General features: G+C 68.4%; 12 protein-coding genes and 4 pseudogenes. 9 read left to right on the top strand and 7 right to left on the bottom strand.

What is annotated here, in order from left to right; all coding sequences use genetic code 11:
* Positions 1–63: 63 nt before the first annotated feature.
* From ACH47Z_RS37885 to ACH47Z_RS37865, 5 genes and pseudogenes are all read left to right on the top strand, one after another.
* Complete coding sequence (locus ACH47Z_RS37885) at positions 64–783, top strand: alpha/beta fold hydrolase (RefSeq protein ID WP_399082132.1); 720 nt, start codon at positions 64–66, stop codon at positions 781–783.
* Between the two features lie 584 nt (positions 784–1367).
* The gene (locus ACH47Z_RS37880) at positions 1368–2096 is read left to right on the top strand and encodes a helix-turn-helix domain-containing protein (protein WP_399082129.1); all 729 of its coding nucleotides are present in this window, start codon (positions 1368–1370) and stop codon (positions 2094–2096) included.
* 96 nt (positions 2097–2192) lie between these two features.
* Complete coding sequence (locus tag ACH47Z_RS37875; protein ID WP_399082126.1) at positions 2193–2747, top strand: dihydrofolate reductase family protein; 555 nt, start codon at positions 2193–2195, stop codon at positions 2745–2747.
* 182 nt (positions 2748–2929) lie between these two features.
* Positions 2930–3187, top strand: a pseudogene (locus ACH47Z_RS37870) (helix-turn-helix domain-containing protein); the annotation flags it as partial.
* Positions 3188–3263: 76 nt separating this feature from the next.
* Complete coding sequence (locus ACH47Z_RS37865; protein WP_399082123.1) at positions 3264–3896, top strand: transposase; 633 nt, start codon at positions 3264–3266, stop codon at positions 3894–3896.
* 1830 nt (positions 3897–5726) lie between these two features.
* Here the strand turns inward: ACH47Z_RS37865 and ACH47Z_RS37860 are convergent.
* Both ACH47Z_RS37860 and ACH47Z_RS37855 read right to left on the bottom strand, forming a co-directional pair.
* Positions 5727–6083: a hypothetical protein gene (locus ACH47Z_RS37860; protein WP_399082120.1), complete on the bottom strand. Its 357-nt coding sequence runs from the start codon at positions 6081–6083 to the stop codon at positions 5727–5729.
* A gap of 41 nt (positions 6084–6124) precedes the next feature.
* Positions 6125–6622 carry a hypothetical protein gene (locus tag ACH47Z_RS37855; RefSeq protein ID WP_399082117.1) on the bottom strand — a complete coding sequence of 166 codons (498 nt, stop codon included), beginning with the start codon at positions 6620–6622 and terminating at the stop codon, positions 6125–6127.
* Between the two features lie 325 nt (positions 6623–6947).
* Here ACH47Z_RS37855 and ACH47Z_RS37850 point away from each other — a divergent pair.
* The 3 pseudogenes from ACH47Z_RS37850 to ACH47Z_RS37840 all read left to right on the top strand — a co-directional run.
* Positions 6948–7076 (top strand): annotated as a pseudogene (locus ACH47Z_RS37850) (IS5/IS1182 family transposase); the annotation flags it as partial.
* 120 nt (positions 7077–7196) lie between these two features.
* Positions 7197–7574, top strand: a pseudogene (locus ACH47Z_RS37845) (DUF6624 domain-containing protein); the annotation flags it as partial.
* A gap of 254 nt (positions 7575–7828) precedes the next feature.
* A pseudogene (locus ACH47Z_RS37840) lies at positions 7829–8164 on the top strand (glycoside hydrolase family 3 C-terminal domain-containing protein); the annotation flags it as partial.
* A gap of 257 nt (positions 8165–8421) precedes the next feature.
* Here ACH47Z_RS37840 and ACH47Z_RS37835 read toward each other — a convergent pair.
* The 5 genes from ACH47Z_RS37835 to ACH47Z_RS37815 form a co-directional block, all read right to left on the bottom strand.
* Positions 8422–9957 (bottom strand): glycoside hydrolase family 43 protein, encoded by a 1536-nt coding sequence (locus ACH47Z_RS37835; protein ID WP_399082114.1) that lies wholly within the window; start codon positions 9955–9957, stop codon positions 8422–8424.
* A gap of 250 nt (positions 9958–10207) precedes the next feature.
* Positions 10208–12568 carry a beta-glucosidase gene (locus tag ACH47Z_RS37830; RefSeq protein WP_399082111.1) on the bottom strand — a complete coding sequence of 787 codons (2361 nt, stop codon included), beginning with the start codon at positions 12566–12568 and terminating at the stop codon, positions 10208–10210.
* 8 nt (positions 12569–12576) lie between these two features.
* Positions 12577–13395 carry a carbohydrate ABC transporter permease gene (locus ACH47Z_RS37825; RefSeq protein WP_399082108.1) on the bottom strand — a complete coding sequence of 273 codons (819 nt, stop codon included), beginning with the start codon at positions 13393–13395 and terminating at the stop codon, positions 12577–12579.
* A complete protein-coding gene (locus tag ACH47Z_RS37820; protein WP_399082257.1) occupies positions 13395–14303 on the bottom strand; it encodes a carbohydrate ABC transporter permease in 909 nt (302 codons plus the stop codon). The genes ACH47Z_RS37825 and ACH47Z_RS37820 overlap by 1 nt, the downstream gene beginning before the upstream one ends.
* 36 nt (positions 14304–14339) lie before the next feature.
* Positions 14340–15644, bottom strand: a complete 1305-nt coding sequence (locus ACH47Z_RS37815) for an ABC transporter substrate-binding protein (protein ID WP_399082105.1) — start codon at positions 15642–15644, stop codon at positions 14340–14342.
* Positions 15645–15855: 211 nt separating this feature from the next.
* Here ACH47Z_RS37815 and ACH47Z_RS37810 point away from each other — a divergent pair, with 211 nt between their 5' ends.
* Positions 15856–16875 carry a LacI family DNA-binding transcriptional regulator gene (locus ACH47Z_RS37810; protein WP_399082102.1) on the top strand — a complete coding sequence of 340 codons (1020 nt, stop codon included), beginning with the start codon at positions 15856–15858 and terminating at the stop codon, positions 16873–16875.
* Positions 16876–17186 lie beyond the last annotated feature (311 nt).

Genomic DNA, 17186 nt, shown 5'->3' with positions numbered 1-17186 from the left:
GAATGTCAGAGTTCACAACCTGTCATCAAACACGCACGCTCGCCGCGCTGGCAGACTGAACCCATGGCAGGGACTCTGTACGCCCAGACAGCCGGCGATCCCTCGAACCCGGCTCTGATCCTCCTCCACGGCGGTGGCGCGGCGTCCCGCATGTGGAAGAAGCAGCTGTCCGGCCTGTCCGAGCAGTATCACGTCATCGCCCCGGACCTGCCCGGCTTCGGCAGGTCCCCGGGACCGTTCTCCCTCCATGCGTGCGCCGACGCGGTCGCCGACCTGATCGGCAAGTCCCAACCGGTCCACCTGTGCGGCATGTCATTGGGAGCCCTTGTCGCCGCGCAGGTCGCCGCCGACCACCCCGCGAGTGTCAGCCGCCTGATCCTGCAAGGCGCCTCGATGCGCCCAGCCGAGCGCGGTCGACGTGCCATCCGCTTCTATCGCTCCCGCCCCGGCTGGTGGTACATGAAAGCCGTCTCCGATCTCCACGACCGCCCGACCCTCCTGGCCATGGTCAACGCAGCGGAGGAGGCCGACATCGCCGATCTCCTTCCTCGTATCGCCGCCCCGACGCTCATCCTGTGCGGCGCGCGCGACAAGGAGTGCCTGCCGAACGCGCAACTCCTGGTCGACGCCATCCCACGTGCGTACCTCGTCGTCGTTCCCCATACCGGACACGGGATGCCGATGACGGCTGCCAAGGTGTTCAACACGATCGTCGATGGCTTCCTCGCCGACGCGTCCCCCACGAACGACTCACGTAGCCGCGACGACAGCTCCATGCGGTAGGTGTCCGACCCCACCGCAACGCACCGAGCCAGTCATCGTCGTCCACTGGAAGCCCAACAGCCCTTGGAATCGATCATCTAGGGCTCACCCGCCGCCCGGGGCAACGTTGCTCCGGGCGGCGCGTCCTTTGCGGCTGTGTCACTTTCGCGGGGCTCTGGTCCACCTCCTGTGGTCCCAGTGACGCTCAGTTGCGCCAGCAGGACTCGTTTGCGGAGGAGTTCGAATCCTGCGCGGCCGAACATCCAGCGGGCGACCACCGCGTGCGCCAGGGCGAACACCTGCTCCGCCTCCACCCTTAGTGGTCGGCTCCTGAAGTCCTTCGGGGGTTGATCATGCGGCGAGGCCGAACGAGGATCCTTCCTGACGATCGGCGGCGTGCTGGTCGAGCCTGGCCAGCAGATCGTCCAGGTCGGAGGTGGTGAACTTCCCCGATGTGGCTGGGCTTCCACACGCGCCCTTCGGGCATCGGGCCAGTGCCCGCGTTCAGGCCGAGCCGCGCCCGCATCCTCCCCGAGGATCTCGCACGCGCTCTGGCCGTCCGGACGACGTGACAGACTGGCGGCTCAGGCAGCGGTGAGCGGGGGATGATCCGGTTGGGTCTGGAGATCGAGAGCCGGCCGTCGGAACTCCCGTACATCGAGCGGGTGTGGCGCAGCCGCAGCGACGACGTGGGCCGGATGACGTCGATCGCGACATCGCACTGGGAGCTCGTCTTCTGGGAGCACCACGGTCAGGTCCGGGCGGCCGTACTGGGCCCGGAGCCCAAGGCCTGCCTGGCCCCCGTCCCCGAGGACGCTACGTTCTTCGGCATCAGCTTTGCCCTCGGCACCTCGATGCCGCACATACCGATCAGCCGGCTCGTGGGAGGTAGCGCGGAGATACCTGGCGTGACGCGGCGTTCCGTCTGGCTGAAGGGCTCCGCTTGGCACCCGCCCGATTACGACAACGCGGAGGCGTTCGTACGGCGCATGGTGCGTGAGGGCATCGTGGACTGCGATCCGATCGTGCCTGCCGTGCTCGACGGCGCCACCTCCGACGTCTCCGAGCGCACCCTCCAGCGGCGCTTCGTCGCGGCGACGGGCCTCACCCGGGGCGCCATCCGGCAGATCCACCGCGCCCGCGAGGCGGCGGTACTGATCCAGGAGGGTGCGTCGGCCCAGGAAGTGGTGCACCGGCTGGGCTACTTCGACCAGCCGCACCTGGCGCGGTCCTTGACCCGTTATATCGGCCGGACCGCCACCCAGCTGAGCGCTCCGGAGGGGGCGGAGCCCTTGTCGCTTCTGTACAAGACCTCAGCCTCGGTGCCCGCATAGTCTTCCTGACGCGGCCGACGGGGTCGGCTTGCCCCGGCCAGAGGGCCGTCCCGGCCGGGACCGAGCAGACAACCATGCACTCATCACGGAGGAATCATGCGCAAGGTCGTTTCGGGCCTGTTCGTCTCGCTCGACGGTGTCGCCCAGTCGCCGAACGAGTGGCAGTTCGCTTTCGACGAAGAGATGGGCGCGGCGCTGGAAGAGACGCTGGAGACGGCCGACACGATTCTGCTGGGCCGGGTGACCTTCACCGAGTGGGCCGGGTACTGGCCGACGGTGACCAATGGCGAGGACGCCGGCTTCGCCAAGTGGATCAACGACTCGCCCAAGTACGTCGTCTCCTCCACGCTGGACAGCGTCGAGGACTGGGCGAACAGCACGCTCATCAAAGGCGATCTGGCGGCCGCGATCGAGGAACTCAAGGCGGGCAGCGGCAAGGACATCACTGTCGCAGGCAGCCCGACGCTGGTGCGCTCGCTGCTGGAGCAGGACCTGCTGGACGAACTGGTACTGCTGATCCACCCGGTGGTCGCCGGCGAGGGCCGCAAGAAGCTGTTCGCCGACGACGCCACCCTGAAGAAGTTGCATCTGGTGAGCGCTCGGCCGACCAGCAGCGGAGTGATCATCGCGACCTACCGTCCGACGCGCTGAGCGCTGCTTGGCGCGGGCGTGAGCCCACGAGACGCCCCCAGCAGGAAACGGCATGCTCCAACCTGGTGCGGCAGGCTACGGCCCGTCATGATCCGCTTCTCCTGATCGGCCTGCCTGCCTTGCCAGTTGCGGTTGCCCGCCCGATAGCCCCGACCCCGGCCGAACGCGAGCGGCTGAAGAAGATGGCCTACGGCCACAAGACCGAGCATCGGATGCGGATGCGCGCGCAGGTGGTACTGCACGCCGCGCGTGGACGCTCCAACGCGCGCATCGCCCGCGAGACGGGGCTGCACCTGGACACTGTCCGGACCTGGCGGGACCGGTTCGCCCAACAGGGCCTGCCGGGCCTGGCCGACCGCAAGCGCACCGGCGGCCCACCCGCCTTCAGTCCCTTGCAGGCCGCCCAGGTTAAGGCCCTGGCCTGCCGGCTGCCCGCCGAGACCGGGGTGCCGCTGGCGCGGTGGTCAGCCCCGGACCTGGCCCGGGAGGCCATCGAGCGGGGCATCGCCGCGTTCGATGGCCTCCACCGTGCGCCGCTGGCTGGACCAGGACGCGCTCAAGCCCTGGCAGCACCGATCCTGGATCTTCATCACCGATCCCGACTTCCGCCCCAAGGCCCAGCGCGTGCTGGACCTGTACACCCGCACCTGGCAAGGCAAACCGCTCGACCCTGACGAGTACGTCATCAGCGCCGATGAGAAGACCTCCATCCAGGCCCGCTGCCGCTGCCACCCCACCCTCGCCCCCGGGCAGGCCAGAGCGATGCGCGTCAACCACACCTACGGACGCGGCGGCGGCCTGGCCTACCTGGCCGCCTACGACGTCCACGCCGCGCAGGTGTTCGGCCGCACCGAGCCCACCACCGGCATCGACCCGTTCATGAACCAGGTCGCCCAGGTCATGAGCACCGAGCCCTACGCCAGCGCGAAGCGCGTGTTCTGGATCGTCGACATCGGCTCCTCCCACCGCGGCAAGAAGGCAGCCGACCGGCTGGCTGCGGCGTTCCCGAACGCAGTCATGGTCCACACACCCGTGCACGCCTCCTGGCTGAACCAGGTCGAGATCTACTTTTCCGTCGTCCAGCGCCCAGCAGCCGCTGCAGACCGTGGCCGGCGAACCCAAGCGCCGCCGCCCGGCCCCGTCCGATGAGCCGCCGGTGGCAGAGCTGCCCGACTCCTTCGCGCCGGTGAAGGCCGACCTCGGGCCGACCCGGAGGCGCCGGTGATCGCCAGCGGATACGTTGCACCGAGCCGACGTTGCAGCTTCTGCGGCCGGTCAGCCCCAGTCCGGCGCCACTTCCGGATGGACAACGCCTCGCTGCCCGCGTGCAGCAAGTGCCAATCCAAGCCGATCGGACCGTGTACCGCTTGCGGCAAGACCGGCGCCCTCTACGGCACCCGGCAGCGCGTCCCACTCGTCTGCGGCTTCTGCTGGAGGGACCATGCCGGGGCTTGCGCGAACTGCAACGTCGAAACACTGCTGGTCCCCACGGGCGACGGCTCTCCCTCCCTCTGTGAACTCTGCTACCGACCGCGAGGTCGCCGCTGCGGAAGCTGCCTGAAAACCGGCGGCCGCATCAAGGTGATCGCCAAAGACGGGGAGCCGGACCTGCGCGATAACTGCTGGCTGGGCCCCCGAACGACCTGCGTCGTCTGCGGTCGCGAACGCCGCTGCCCGACCGGGAAAAAGGCAGACACCCCGGCCTGCGCCGTCTGCATCCCCCGCAGGCCTCGGCCCTGCGGCGCCTGCGACCGGACCGACATGCCGTTCGCCGTCGTCGACCGCACGGCGATCTGCTGGCCCTGCCACCGCGCCCAACACGTCAACACGCACCCGCCTTTCACCCGCGACGGCGAACACGCACCTACCGTGCGCGCAGGTGACCTGAAGCGACCTGTCGGTTGGAAGCGTGACTACGGCTGCCACCACTGCGGCACAACGCACCCGTGCTACACCTACGGCCGCTGCGACCAATGTGCACTCGCCGGGTCTCCGACCACCTGACCCCGGACGCCCATGCCCGACGCACACTGGCCCCACCGCGCGAAGCACTGCTCAACGGACCTCGGCCGCTGAGTTCACTGAAGTGGCTGCGCACGAACCCGGAGTTGCTGATCGGCATGGGCACCGGCACGATCCCGAACCGACCATGCCGCTCTCGATACCCTCCCGGGGAGCCGTACCACCGAGACCTTTCGCAGCCAGCTCGTCGCCACTGGATGCTTGCCGCCACGCAACAACTACGCTGCAGATTTCGAGAGTTGGTTGGCCTCCCATCTCGGCGATGTCGCAGTAACCGACCGTCGGCTCCTCCTCCGCGAGTACGGCACCCGCAACTCCTCGGCGCCGTCGAACCGTTCCTCCGGTGGACGACACGGACCCGCAAGAGCCGCAAACTCACCTGCCGCAAACAGCGCAGTGACCAGCCCAAGCCTGCCATCACCCCCGACGAGCGGTGGCAACTACTTCGGCGTCTGCTCCACGACGACAGCCTCGACCTGGCGGACCGCGTCATGGGCGCAATCATCCTGACCTACGCCATCCCGCTGACGAAAACACTGATGATCTGCACCGGCGACATCCGGATCACCGGCAACGGAGACGGCGGCGTCGATGTCGACCTGCGGCTGGGAGTGACCGAGCTTCGCCTACCACCGCTACGCGACCAACTCGTCGTCCGATACTTGCAGCAAGGTCGCCTGCCATGCGCGGGAGTGGCCATCGTGACGGGCTCTTGTCTCTTTCCCGGCATGAAGGCGGGCCAGCCACTCAGACCCCCGAGCCGTGGTTCGCCTGCGCCGGCTCGGGCTCCACCCCGGACCGGCACGGTCACGGGCCTTGCTTCATCTGGCCGCACACATCGAAGCCCCCCTCCTTGCACAGGCTCTCGGCATCACCCCGAGTACCGCAGTCCGTTGGTCAGACCTGGCGGGCCGCACCTACAGCGGCTACGTCGCCCGCGTGGTGGAGAGTGATACGTCAAACCTGTGAAGCGGATCCCTCCCGTTCGGCAAGGAACTTGTCGAGCAACTCGAAGAGCACCTTGAGAACGTGCACTTCCTGTTCGGGCATGAGGTCCCACCCGCCCGGCCAATCCGGAAGGGCAATCTGCCGAATCTGGGCCTCCCAGACGAGATTGTCGCTGACCTGGTGGTTCGCCATCAGCCACTCGCGCCAACCATCCAGGCCGGGCCCGCCATGCCGGCGGGCAGCTTGGTCATAACCCACCATGAAGGCGGTCGCTCCGCCAAGCGTCGTCCGGCCGATGAACATGCCGGTCCGCTTGGCGAATTGGGCGAAGTACTCGCGCTCACTCATCTCGGTCAGATTCGTCACCCCCGCATTCTGCCGCCTCGGCCATCGGCTTTGGCGGCCGGTCAGAGCTGATCGCTGATCCGTTGTGCCAGCCCTTCGAGGAACTCTTGGAGGCTTGCGGCGGCAAGGTCGAACTGATCGAACCAGGAGGCGGTGGTGGACCTCCAGACCCGCCCGGATCCTGCCAGTGCGAACAGACGGCCGCCGCCGTCGCTGGCGAACACCAGGGCAGGCTCTTCCCCGTCGATCTGCAGCGCCCCGTACTCGCGGAAGTGGCCTGCCACCGTTGAGGACGGATGGATGAAGTAGCCGTTGTCCACATCGGGCAGGGAGACCTCGTCGATCACCCAGTACATCGTGGTCAGGTCCGAGGGAATCGGCGTCAGTTCCACGAGCGCGTCCGTCGCCTTATGACTCTCCTCCGTTGCGAGCGCGACCGCGTTCCTGCCGGGCGGGAAACCGTGTCGCGCCTGGAACGACTGCATCAGTTCAGTGAGTGCCACACCCGCTTGCTCGCACCAAGCCCGGACCCACTCGGCATCAAGCCGTTCATCAGCCACGATCGACCTCTTCAGCCCCAGGGAACTCACCCTCCGCGAGCCCGAAAGAACATACAGGAGGGTCCGCGCAAGGCTGCCAGAGCCCTCGGAATGACTCACTCCCGACTCAGGAATCCCCAGACGGTTCCACATACCGGGCGGGTCGTCACGCGAGAACGGCGAACTGGCCACGGCTGGCCGGACATGCGCGGCCGGTGGCTGCGCGATTGCCGTGACCTGCTGTGGTCGGGCCCGTGGTCGGGGCGTTGCGCTGGGCCACGGGCAGAGCGGCTAAGGGTGGTGGGACTGGGTCCAGCTGACTTTCCGGTCCCGGTCTGGGATCTGGAACGAAGTCGAGCGGACGATCAACGCCCTTAAGAACTTCCGGGCCGTGGCCACGAGGTTCGACAAGCGTGCCTATGTCTTCCAGGGCACCGTCACCGTCGCAGCGATCCGGCTCTGGCTCCGGGAGTAGATCCATTATCCCGGTGCGGGGAGGCGTCTGTCACCGTTCTCCGGAATGATCTTTACATCCGTTTTGCACCTCTAGGCTTGCGGGCGGGCACAAAGCACGGATCTGACCTGGGAGTTGAGAGTGGCGCACGACGTTGCCGCGCTGGCGGTGGAACTCACGGACATGGCTGCGGTCGATCACCAGTCCGCAGCCCGCGCGAACAGCGATGACCCCGCCGAGCAGCTGGCGTGGCGGCGGCTGACCGCCCGGCACGGTGACCGGCTTGACGAGATCATGGAGGAATTCGGCTGGCCGACGGCGGAACTGGTCGGCGAGGAGGCCGCACGCGCGGCATGGCTGATCGCTCAGCACGCCGACCGGCAGCCCGACGTTCAGCGTCGTGCCCTCCAGTTGATGCAGCAGGCGGTGTCGGCAGGCTCGGCCAGCCCACGCGAGCTGGCCTTTCTGCGTGACCGCACGCTGGTCAATGAGGGCCACAAGCAGGGCTACGGCACTCAGCCCATGAAGCGATCATCTCGGCGGTCACCTGGTAGACGGGTTCGGATGGGCGTCACGCGACAGGCGCGGCCACACAGGAACACGGGCGCGTGGCAGCGACGGCTCTCGCGGGCGCGGTGCGTCATCGCGCGTGTTCCCCTATGGGGTGTACGTGACTCTCGTATGCTTATGCCACGAGCCGCAATGGGTGGGGCACTTGAGGCGGCTGTTGTCACCTGTGCTGTGCACCGGTGCGGGCTTGTCAGGGTGGAGCTCACGTCGGCTCGCAACACCCCGAGGTCCCGACCGGCATCGCACTGCCCACGCTGCGCGAGACCTTGGCGGCCGAGTTTCCCGACGCCGAGATCCTCTCCGCGCCCGGTGCGACGGTCGACGGCGACAGCACGGCCGGCTTCGCCGAGGCGGTCGCGGCGGCCCGCATCGCCGACGTCGTGGTGCTCGCCCTCGGGGACCGCGCCGGCCTGTTCGGCCGCGGCACCAGCGGCGAGGGAAGCGACGTCGAGTCGACACAACTTCCCGGCGTGCAGCAGCAGTTGCTCGACACCCTGCTGGACGCAGGCACACCTGTGGTGCTCGTCATGCTGGCGGGCCATCTGGGGACCGAGCCGCGGCACGTCGAGGGGATGCGCACAAAGCTGAAGCGGCTGGAGGAGCGCGGGAGCCTGGCCGAGCCTTCGGCCGGCTGTTCGAGGTCGACGGCAGGAAGCAGGGATGGTGAGCGTGGCGAGGCCGTCCGACGGTGCGCTCGCGGAGTACGTCGGCCACTCCGTTCGACGGGCGGTCTCGCGGCATGTCGCGTGCGGCGCCCGCACGGACGCAGGTGTCGCACGCGGCCGAAGGCCGAGCGTCAAGCGGAGGGCGCCGAGGCCGGGGTGTACTCGTACCAGTCGAAGGCGACCGTGCCCTCGGTGGCGTACATGCCGATAACGCGGCCGGTGAAGCCGCCGGCGACCTCGGTGGACAGGTAGCGCCCGTCCAGTTCGACGAGTGGCTGGGCGTCCGGGGCGTCGGGATCGCCGAGCCAGAAGGCGACGGTGTCGGGGCCGGTGATCCCGCCATCGGTGAGTTCGGGCGAGGCGGGTACAAGGTCGGACGTGCGGATCGCGACGGTGAGGGTCAGCGGCCCGGACGGGACCGGCCGGCTGGCCACGGTCTGGCGCAGCGGACCGATGCGGGCGACGACGCTGGCCTCTCCGTTTCCGACCTCCAGTTCGTAGTGGTGGGCTTCGTCCAGGCGCACGCTGAGGCCGCCGCGTCCCGTACCCGGGTCGATCGCAGCGGTGACGCGGCAGTCGTGGTGTTGCTGGCGGCGTCCGATGAAGGTGTACCCGGGGCGGTCGAGGGTGGCGCCGGTGGCTCTGAGGGACAGCCAGCCAGGGCGCTCGGTGAGCGACCAGGAGCCCTCTGGGCGGGTGAATGGCGAGACCCAGTGAGGCGCGAGGGCGGACTCGTCGAAGTCGTCGCGGGCGGGCAGGGGTGGAACGGGGTGCCAGGCACCGCCCGGGGTCACGTGACTCTCGGGAACGGGCGCGACGACGGGCCAGCCGTCCTTGTCCCACTCGACGGGGGCCAGGAACGTCTCACGGCCGAGCACGTGCACGTCGGGTGTGAAGCCGCGGGGCCGGACGCCGAGCAGCACCATCCACCAACTGCCGTCGGCAGCCTGCACCAGGTCGGCGTGGCCGGTGTTCTGGATGGAGCGGGCGGTACCGCTGTGGGACAGCAGGGGGTTGGCGGGTGCGCCTTCCCAGGGGCCGCGCGGCGAGCGGCCGCGGGCGATGGACACGCTGTGGCCGCGTTCGGTGCCGCCTTCCGCGATCAGCAGGTACCACCAGTCGCCGATGCGGTAGAGATGCGGCGCCTCAGGGTACTTGAGGCCGCTGCCCGACCACGTGGCGAACGGCCCCTCCAGCACCTCCCCCTTGACCGGATCGATCCTGGCCATGTTGATGCCGCCTTCGGGCCCGGAGAAGGCGCACCAGCAGGTGCCGTCCTCCTCCCAGGCCAGATCGGGGTCGATCCCGGTCAGGTCGATCCACACCGGGTGGCTCCACGGCCCCTCGGGTCGCTCGGCCGAGACGACGAAGTTGCCGCCGCCGTCGACATTGGTGTTGATGACCCAGTAACGGCCGTCGTGGTGGCGGATCGTGGGGGCGTAGAGGCCGCCGGACGCCTTGGCGCCGGGCAGAGGCAGCGGCAGTTGCTCGGGCCGGTCGAGCACGTTGCCGATGTGCTCCCAGTGCACGAGGTCCTTGCTGTGGAAGAGCGGCAGCCCGGGGAAGTACTCGAAGCTGGAGCACACCAGGTAGTAGTCGTCACCGACCCGGCACACGCTGGGATCGGGGTGGAAACCGCTGATCACAGGGTTGTCGTACGTACGCACAGGATGTGTTCCTTTCGGGCCGCCGGGCGCCGTGGAGCGAGTCCAAGAGGTGCCGTTACTGCTGGTCGCATTTCACCGGGTTGAGTCCGCGTCAGTTCGGAAAGCTGGTCACAGCGCTGCGGCTGGAGGGGGCGGCCCCCCTCCAGCCCGCGCCTTGCCCGCGCGTGTCCATCTGAGGTGGGCGTACCCGGCGGTGCCCTGAGCAGGTTCTCCAGCACAGGTCGGTGTACACGCGCGGCCTCTCGTTGCGTCAGCGGGGCTCGACGGTGACGACGGGGTGCAGCCTGCGGGTGTGGTCGACCTCCCGGACCGGGCCGGTCAGGTGCAGCGGGACCGTGATGCGGTGGTCGGTGCTGCTGGCGGAGATCCGCAGCTCCAGTTCGCCGGGTTCGACGATGCGACGGCCTGCGCGGCCGGTGAAGGAGGCCAGGTCTGCGGGCAGTTCCAGGAGGACCCGGCAGACTTCCCCGGTTTCGAGCGGGAGGCGCCGGTAGCCGACGAGGCGCTGCACCGGCTGGACCACGGAGGCCACCGGGTCGTGCAGGTAGAACTGCACCACCTCGCAGCCTGGGCGTTCGCCGGTGTTGCGGACCTCGAAGGCGATCCGGAAGCTGCTGTCGGTGCTGGTCTCCGCGACGCTGACGTCGAGCGCGGACCACTCGAATTCCGTGTAGCAGAGCCCGTGGCCGAACCCGTAGGCCGCGCTGGTACTGGTGCTGGACACATCGCTGTCCTGGGCCAGCCGCGCGGCCAGGTAGGTGGAGGGCTGGACGCCCTTGTGCCGCGGCACACTCACGGGCAACCGTCCGGAGGGGTTCACCCGCCCGCTGAGCACGCCGGCGATCGCCTCGGTGCCCGCCTCCCCGGGGAAGAAGGACTGCAGGATCGCCGCCGCCTCCGTCTCGGCGCGCCCCAGTGTGTAAGGGCGGCCCGCAAGCATGACGAGCACCACGGGCGTGCCAGCATCCAGCAGGGCGTCGAGCAACTGCTCCTGGACGCCGGGAAGTTGTGTCGACTCGACGTCGCATCCCTCGCCGCTGGTGCCGCGGCCGAACAGGCCGGCGCGGTCCCCGAGGGCGAGCACCACGACGTCGGCGATGCGGGCCGCCGCGACCGCCTCGGCGAAGCCGGCCGTGCTGTCGCCGTCGACCGTCGCACCGGGCGCGGAGAGGATCTCGGCGTCGGGGAACTCGGCCGCCAAGGTCTCGCGCAGCGTGGGCAGTGCGATGCCGGTCGGGACCTCGGGGTGTTGGGAGCCGACGTGCACGGGGAAGGAGTAGCAGCCCAGCACGGCCGTCGGGGTGTCGGTGTTGGGGCCGATCAGCGCGACCCGGCGGGGGCGGCCGAGCGGCAGCGTGCCGTCGTTGCGCAGCAGCACGACGGCCTGTTCCGCCAGCTCGCGTGCCAGCCGCCGGTTGGCCGGGGGGTCGAGGTCGACGCTGCCGCGCAGCGCCTCGGGATCGGTCGGATTCGCTCCGCAGAGCGCCTGCGGAACCGGGTTCCAGTCAGAGTCGAGCAGGCCGAGCTGTGCCTTCTGGATGAGGACCCGGCGCAGGGCGCGATCGATCAGTTCCTCGGGGACGGTGCCGGCCTCGACCGCGTCGAGCAGCGGCTGTCCGAATGTCTTGACGGTCGGCAGCTCGACGTCGACGCCGCTGGCGAGGGCGAGCCCGGCCGCCTCGGCCCAGCTTCCGGCGACGCCGTGCAGGAGCTTGAGGAAGGCGATGCCGAAGTAGTCCGCCACCACCGTCCCGTCGAAGCCCCAGGTGTCCCGTAGCAGACCGGTGAGCAGTTCCTGGTCGGCTGCCGAGGGGATGCCGTCGGTGTCGGTGTAGGCGTGCATGACCGAGCGTGGTCGGCCCTCGCGCAGCGCCATCTCGAACGGGGGAAGGATGACGTCGGCGCGCTCGCGGGCGCCCATGGTGACCGGTGCGAGGTTGCGGCCGGCCCGCGAGGCGGAGTAGCCGGCGAAGTGCTTGAGCGTGGCGACGATCCCGGCGGACTCCAGGCCCTGCACATAGGCGGTGGCGATGGTGCCGACCAGGTACGGGTCCTCGCCGATGGTCTCCTCGACGCGGCCCCAGCGGGCGTCGCGCACCACGTCGAGCACGGGGGCGAGGCCCTGGTGGACGCCGACGGCGCGCATGTCGGTCCCGATGGCGGTGGCCATGGTGCGCACCAGCTCGGGGTTGAAGGTCGCTCCCCAGGCCAGCGGGACCGGGTAGGCGGTCGCCCCCCAGGCCGCGAACCCGGCCAGGCACTCCTCGTGGGCGATCGCCGGGATGCCGAAGCGGTTGGCGGCGGCGATGCGCTGCTGGGAGCGGGCGAGCGAGAGCGCACCGACGGCGGCGTCCACGGGAACGGTGCCGAAGGGCCGGGTCAGCTGGCCCAGACCGTGCGGCAGCAGGTCGTCCAGGTCCGGCGGCTCCTCCATCTCGTGCTGGTGCGGGGCGACCTCGCCGCCCTCGTCGGAGGCGCCCACCCAGACGCCGACCAGCTGCGCTGTCTTCTCCCGCAGGGTCATCGCCGCGATCAGGGCATTGGCCCTGGTCGCGGGGTCGAGCGAGACGTCCCGCCACACGGGGGCGTCGACCTCGGCGGTGGGGTTCATGTTGCCGGTCACTTTCCTCCGACCCCCATGAGCCCCTGGACCAGGGCGCGGCGGGCGAACAGGTAGACGATGAAGATGGGGAGCATGGACAGCACCACGGCACTGAGCAGTCCGGGGACGTCGACGCCGTGTTCGGTCTGGAAGTTGTACAGACCGAGGGTGATCACCTTGGTCGAGTCCGACTGGGTGAGGATCAGCGGGAAGAGGAAGCCGTTCCAGGCCTGCAGGGCCGAGAAGACGACGATGGAGGAGAGCCCGCCTTTCGACAGCGGCAGGACCAGCTGCCTGAAGACCCGCCACGGGGAGGCTCCGTCCATCGCCATGGCTTCGTACAGCTCGGGGGTGATGTCGCGCATCGCCCCGGTCAGTACCAGGGTGCACACCGGCAGCGAGAACGCGGCGGTGGGCAGGATGACGCCGATCAGGTGGTCATAGAGCCCGGCCTGGCTGATCACGTAGAACATTGGCACGATCACCGCCTGCGCGGGGACCGCGAGTCCCAGCAGGAAGACCCGGAACACGACGGTGATGGTCCGGCCCTGGGCGCGCACGATGGCGTAGGCGAGCGGCGGAACCACCACCAGAACGATGCCGACGACGCTGACGGTGACGATCAGGGTGTTGAGGAAGTCCTGCCCGAAGCCGTTGGAGAACGCGTTGAAGTAGTTGCTCAGGGTCAGCTGCGACGGAAAGCTCAGCGGGCCCTGGCTGGAGTAGTTGGAGGTGGTGCGCAGGGTCGCCATCAGCAGCACGTAGAGCGGCAGACCGATCAGAGCGAGCCATATCAGGGAGCCAAGTCCGGCAAGGTAGTTGGGGCGCCGCCGCATCAGACCCCCTCCGCCGTGCTGCGCATCTTGTCGTAGCCGGAGAGCCGGACCACGGCCAGGGAGATGAGAGTGGCGACCACGACCAGGACCAGCGCGATGGCCGAGCCGGCGCCGAAGTCGTATTCCTTGAAGCCCTGCTCGTACATGTAGTAGGCGCTGACCGTGGTGTCCGTGCCGGGGCCGCCCTGGGTGAGGATCAGCACCGTGTCGAAGGTGGTGAGCCCGCCGACGACCATGAGGATCATCGATGTGATCATGGTGTTGCGCAGTTGCGGCAGGGTGATGTGGAAGAACTGCCGCACGGTGCCGGCCCCGTCGATCGCCGCGGCCTGGTAGAGCACCTGCGGAACCGCGCGGGCGCCGCCTTGGTAGAGCAGCGCGTGCAGGGGGGTGAACTGCCACATTCCGACGAAGGTCAGCACCGCGATCGAACCGGCCTGGCTGCCGAGCAGGTTGCCGTTGCCGAACAGCCAGGGAAGCTGGCCCGGGACGCCGAAGTTGGGGTCGAGCACGGCGCGCCACAGCACCGAGACCGCGGTCGCCGAGAGCAGCAGGGGGAGGAAGAAGATCGCGGACAGCACGGCCCGGTTGCGCTGGGGTCCGGCCGCCCAGACCCCCAGCAGGATGCTGACGGGCGTCTGCGTCACGACCCCGAGCACGGTGAGCACGACGGTGAGCCAGATGCTCTGGGTCATCACGGGGTCGTGGATCAGCTTGGTCCAGTTCGCCAGCCCGTTGAAGTGCGGCGAGGTGACACCGTCCCAGCTGGTGAAGGACAGCACCGCGACCAGCACCAGCGGGAGGATCGCGAACAGCAGGAAAAAGAGGGTCGCGGGTACCGCCCAGGCGAAGCCCGGTCGGGTCACCCCGACGCCGGCCTGGCGCGCCTTGAGGCGGCGGCCGGACATGGCTGCGAGAGAAAGTGAGCTCATCGGTCCTACTACTCAGGAGTTGGACAGTGACTGCATCGCCTGGATGAAGCCGTTGGCGTCGGTCTTGCCGTCGAAGAACTTCTGAATGGCCGTGTGAAGCGGCGTGGCCGCCGCCGGCGGGTAGGCCTGGTCCCAGGACAGCTGGAACGACGGCGCCGCCTTGACCAGGTCGTACTGGAACTTCGAGTAGTCAGGACTGGCCGAGGTGGACAGGAAATTGGCGGTGTTGGTGGTGGTCGGCAGGTTGCCGATGCCGAGCTGGGCCTTCACGAACTCGTCGGAGTACATGAGCTTGAGGAAGGCCGCCACGGCGTCGGGGTGCCGGGTCTTCTTCACGACGGAGTAGAAGTTGTTGGTGTTGCCGACGACGTCCTTCGGGTCGCCCTTACCGCCGCTGACGGTCGGGAAGGCGCTGTAGCCGAGGTCGTTCTTGGCGAAGTCGGGGTTGTTGGACTGCTGCGTGGAGTACTCCCAGGAGCCCATCAGCTCGAAGGCGGCCTTGCCCTTGGCCAGCAGCGCCGGGGACCCGCCGTCGGTGAACTTCACCGAGTCGAAGTTGCTGCCGAATGCGCCGGCGTCGATCAGCTGCTTCAGCATGCCCAGAGCCTTCTGGCTGTCCGGGCCGGCCCACGCGCTCTTGTCACCTGCGAGCGCCTTCTGGAACAGGTCCGGTCCGGCGACCCGGTCGAAGACGTACTCGAACCACATGAGACTGGGCCACTGGTCGCCGCCGCCGAGCGCAATCGGAGTCAGGCCCTTGGCCTTGAGCACCTTGACGTCGTTGATCAGGTCGTCCCAGGTCCGCGGGACGCTCAGGCCGGCGCTCGCCAGGACCTTCTTGTTGTTGAAGAGCAGCACGGGCTGCGTTCCGCGCATCGGGACACCGTAGGACTTGCCGTCGACCACCGCGGTGTTGAACACCGAGGGGAGGAAGTTGGACTTGAGCCCCGGGTCCTTGGCGATCATGTCGTCCAGGGGGAGCAGGAGGTTCTTCTTGGCGAAGGGCGCGATGCTGCCGCCGCCCCAGTTGAAGAAGATGTCCGGGGCCTGCGGGGTGTTGATGATCGTGTTGAGCTTTTGCTGGTAGTCGGCGCCCGGGATGGTGTCCAGCACCGCCTTGATCTTCGAGGTCTTGTTGAAGGTGTCGACGATCTGCTTCTCGACCTTGTTCGCGGCGTCCCCGTAGACGAGGACGTGGATCGTCCCGGAGTTGGAGCCGCCGCTGGACCCGCACGCGGTGGTCAGACCGAGCATCAGCGCGGTCGTTGCCGCTACTGCGGCGAATCTGTTCCGGGTCGCACCGTTGCGAACGGTCATGCGAAGAGAACCCATGGCTCGCCATCCGTCGATAGTTTCGAAGCAAGTTCCGAATGATGCGGGAAACCTAGGCGCAACATCGACCATCGTCAAGGAGTTGGCAGGTCCGTCTCGACGGGGACGTACGGGCGAGCCCCTGACCAGCTAGCATCCGTACCGTCAGTCGCGAGGGCTTCGTACTTCGCACACCCGGGGCAGCACAGGAGGGGTCGTGGCCAGAGCGGCAACACTCGCCGAAATCGCGCGCGAAGCGGGGGTGTCCACACCGACTGTTTCGAAAGTCCTCAACGGCCGCGAGGACGTCGCCTCCGCCACCCGGAAGCGAGTGGAGGAGCTGCTGCATCAGTACGGCTATCAGCGGCGAGGCAGCAACAGCGCCACGTCCAGCCCATTGCTGGAACTGGTGTTCCATGAGTTCGAGAGCGCCTGGGCGATGGAGGTCATCCGCGGGGTCGAGAACGTCGTCCGCGAGGAGGGAATGAGCGTCGTCCTGTCAGAGTCCTCGGGCCAGCTCAGCCTTGGGCAGTCCTGGATCGACGGGGTGCTCGCCCGCCGCCCCACGGGCGTGGTCCTGGTGCTGTCGGGGCTCGACAAGGCCCAGCAGGCGCAGCTGACCAGTCGCGACATCCCGTTCGTGGTGATGGACCCGGCAGGGGACCCCGGTCCGGACATGCCGGCGGTCGGGACAACCAACTGGAACGGCGGCCTTGCCGCCACCCGCCACCTGCTCGACCTGGGCCACCGGCGCATCGGCATGATCGCCGGACCACGGCGAATGATGTGCAGCCGCGCCCGTATTGACGGCTATCGGGCCGCGCTGGAGACGGCCGGCGTCGCCTTCGATCCGGCACTGATCCGCGAGGGCAACTTCCACCACGAAACCGGCTACCAGGTGGGCCTGGAGCTGCTCAGCCTCAAGGACCGGCCCACTGCGATCTTCACCGGCAACGACCTGCAGGCGCTCGGCCTCTACGAGGCCGCACGGGAGTTGGGCCTACACATCCCGGAGGATCTCAGCGTCGTCGGCTTCGACGACCTGCCCATCGCCCGCTGGGTCGGCCCACCCCTGACCACCGTCCGCCAGCCGCTGACCGAGATGGCCGAGGTCGCCGCGCGCATGGTGATCGACCTTGCCCGCGGCAACCCACCGTCCGCGCTGCGCGTGGACCTGGCCACCAGCCTGGTCGAGCGCAGCAGCACAGCCCAGCCTGCGGCCACCGACCACCACTGAGTCGTCGGCACCTTCGAAATTTCGAAAGCACGTGACCCGTCGCTCCGGTCGCGTACCGCGAGCCCTGGGGTCATTCCTGCTCCTTCCGTACTTGGCAGCCGTGGCCATCGAAGCCATCTGACTCATCGGTGCCAGGGTGGGGATCACTACCTCGACCGTTGCCGAAGCAGCGCGCTGTCCAGCTGTGGGCCCAACTCCAGCCGATTTCATGACAGTTAAGAGGTCATCTCATTTGGCGTGTTCGGTAGCCTGTTGGCGTGGGAATCGTTGAGCGGCTGGTGCCGGACGAGTTGTGGGAGTTGTTCCAGCGG

Origin of the sequence: Streptomyces sp. NPDC020192, assembly GCF_044388685.1 — a bacterium.
Lineage (GTDB): Bacteria > Actinomycetota > Actinomycetes > Streptomycetales > Streptomycetaceae > Streptomyces.
This window is presented reverse-complemented; position numbering and strand designations above follow the sequence as displayed.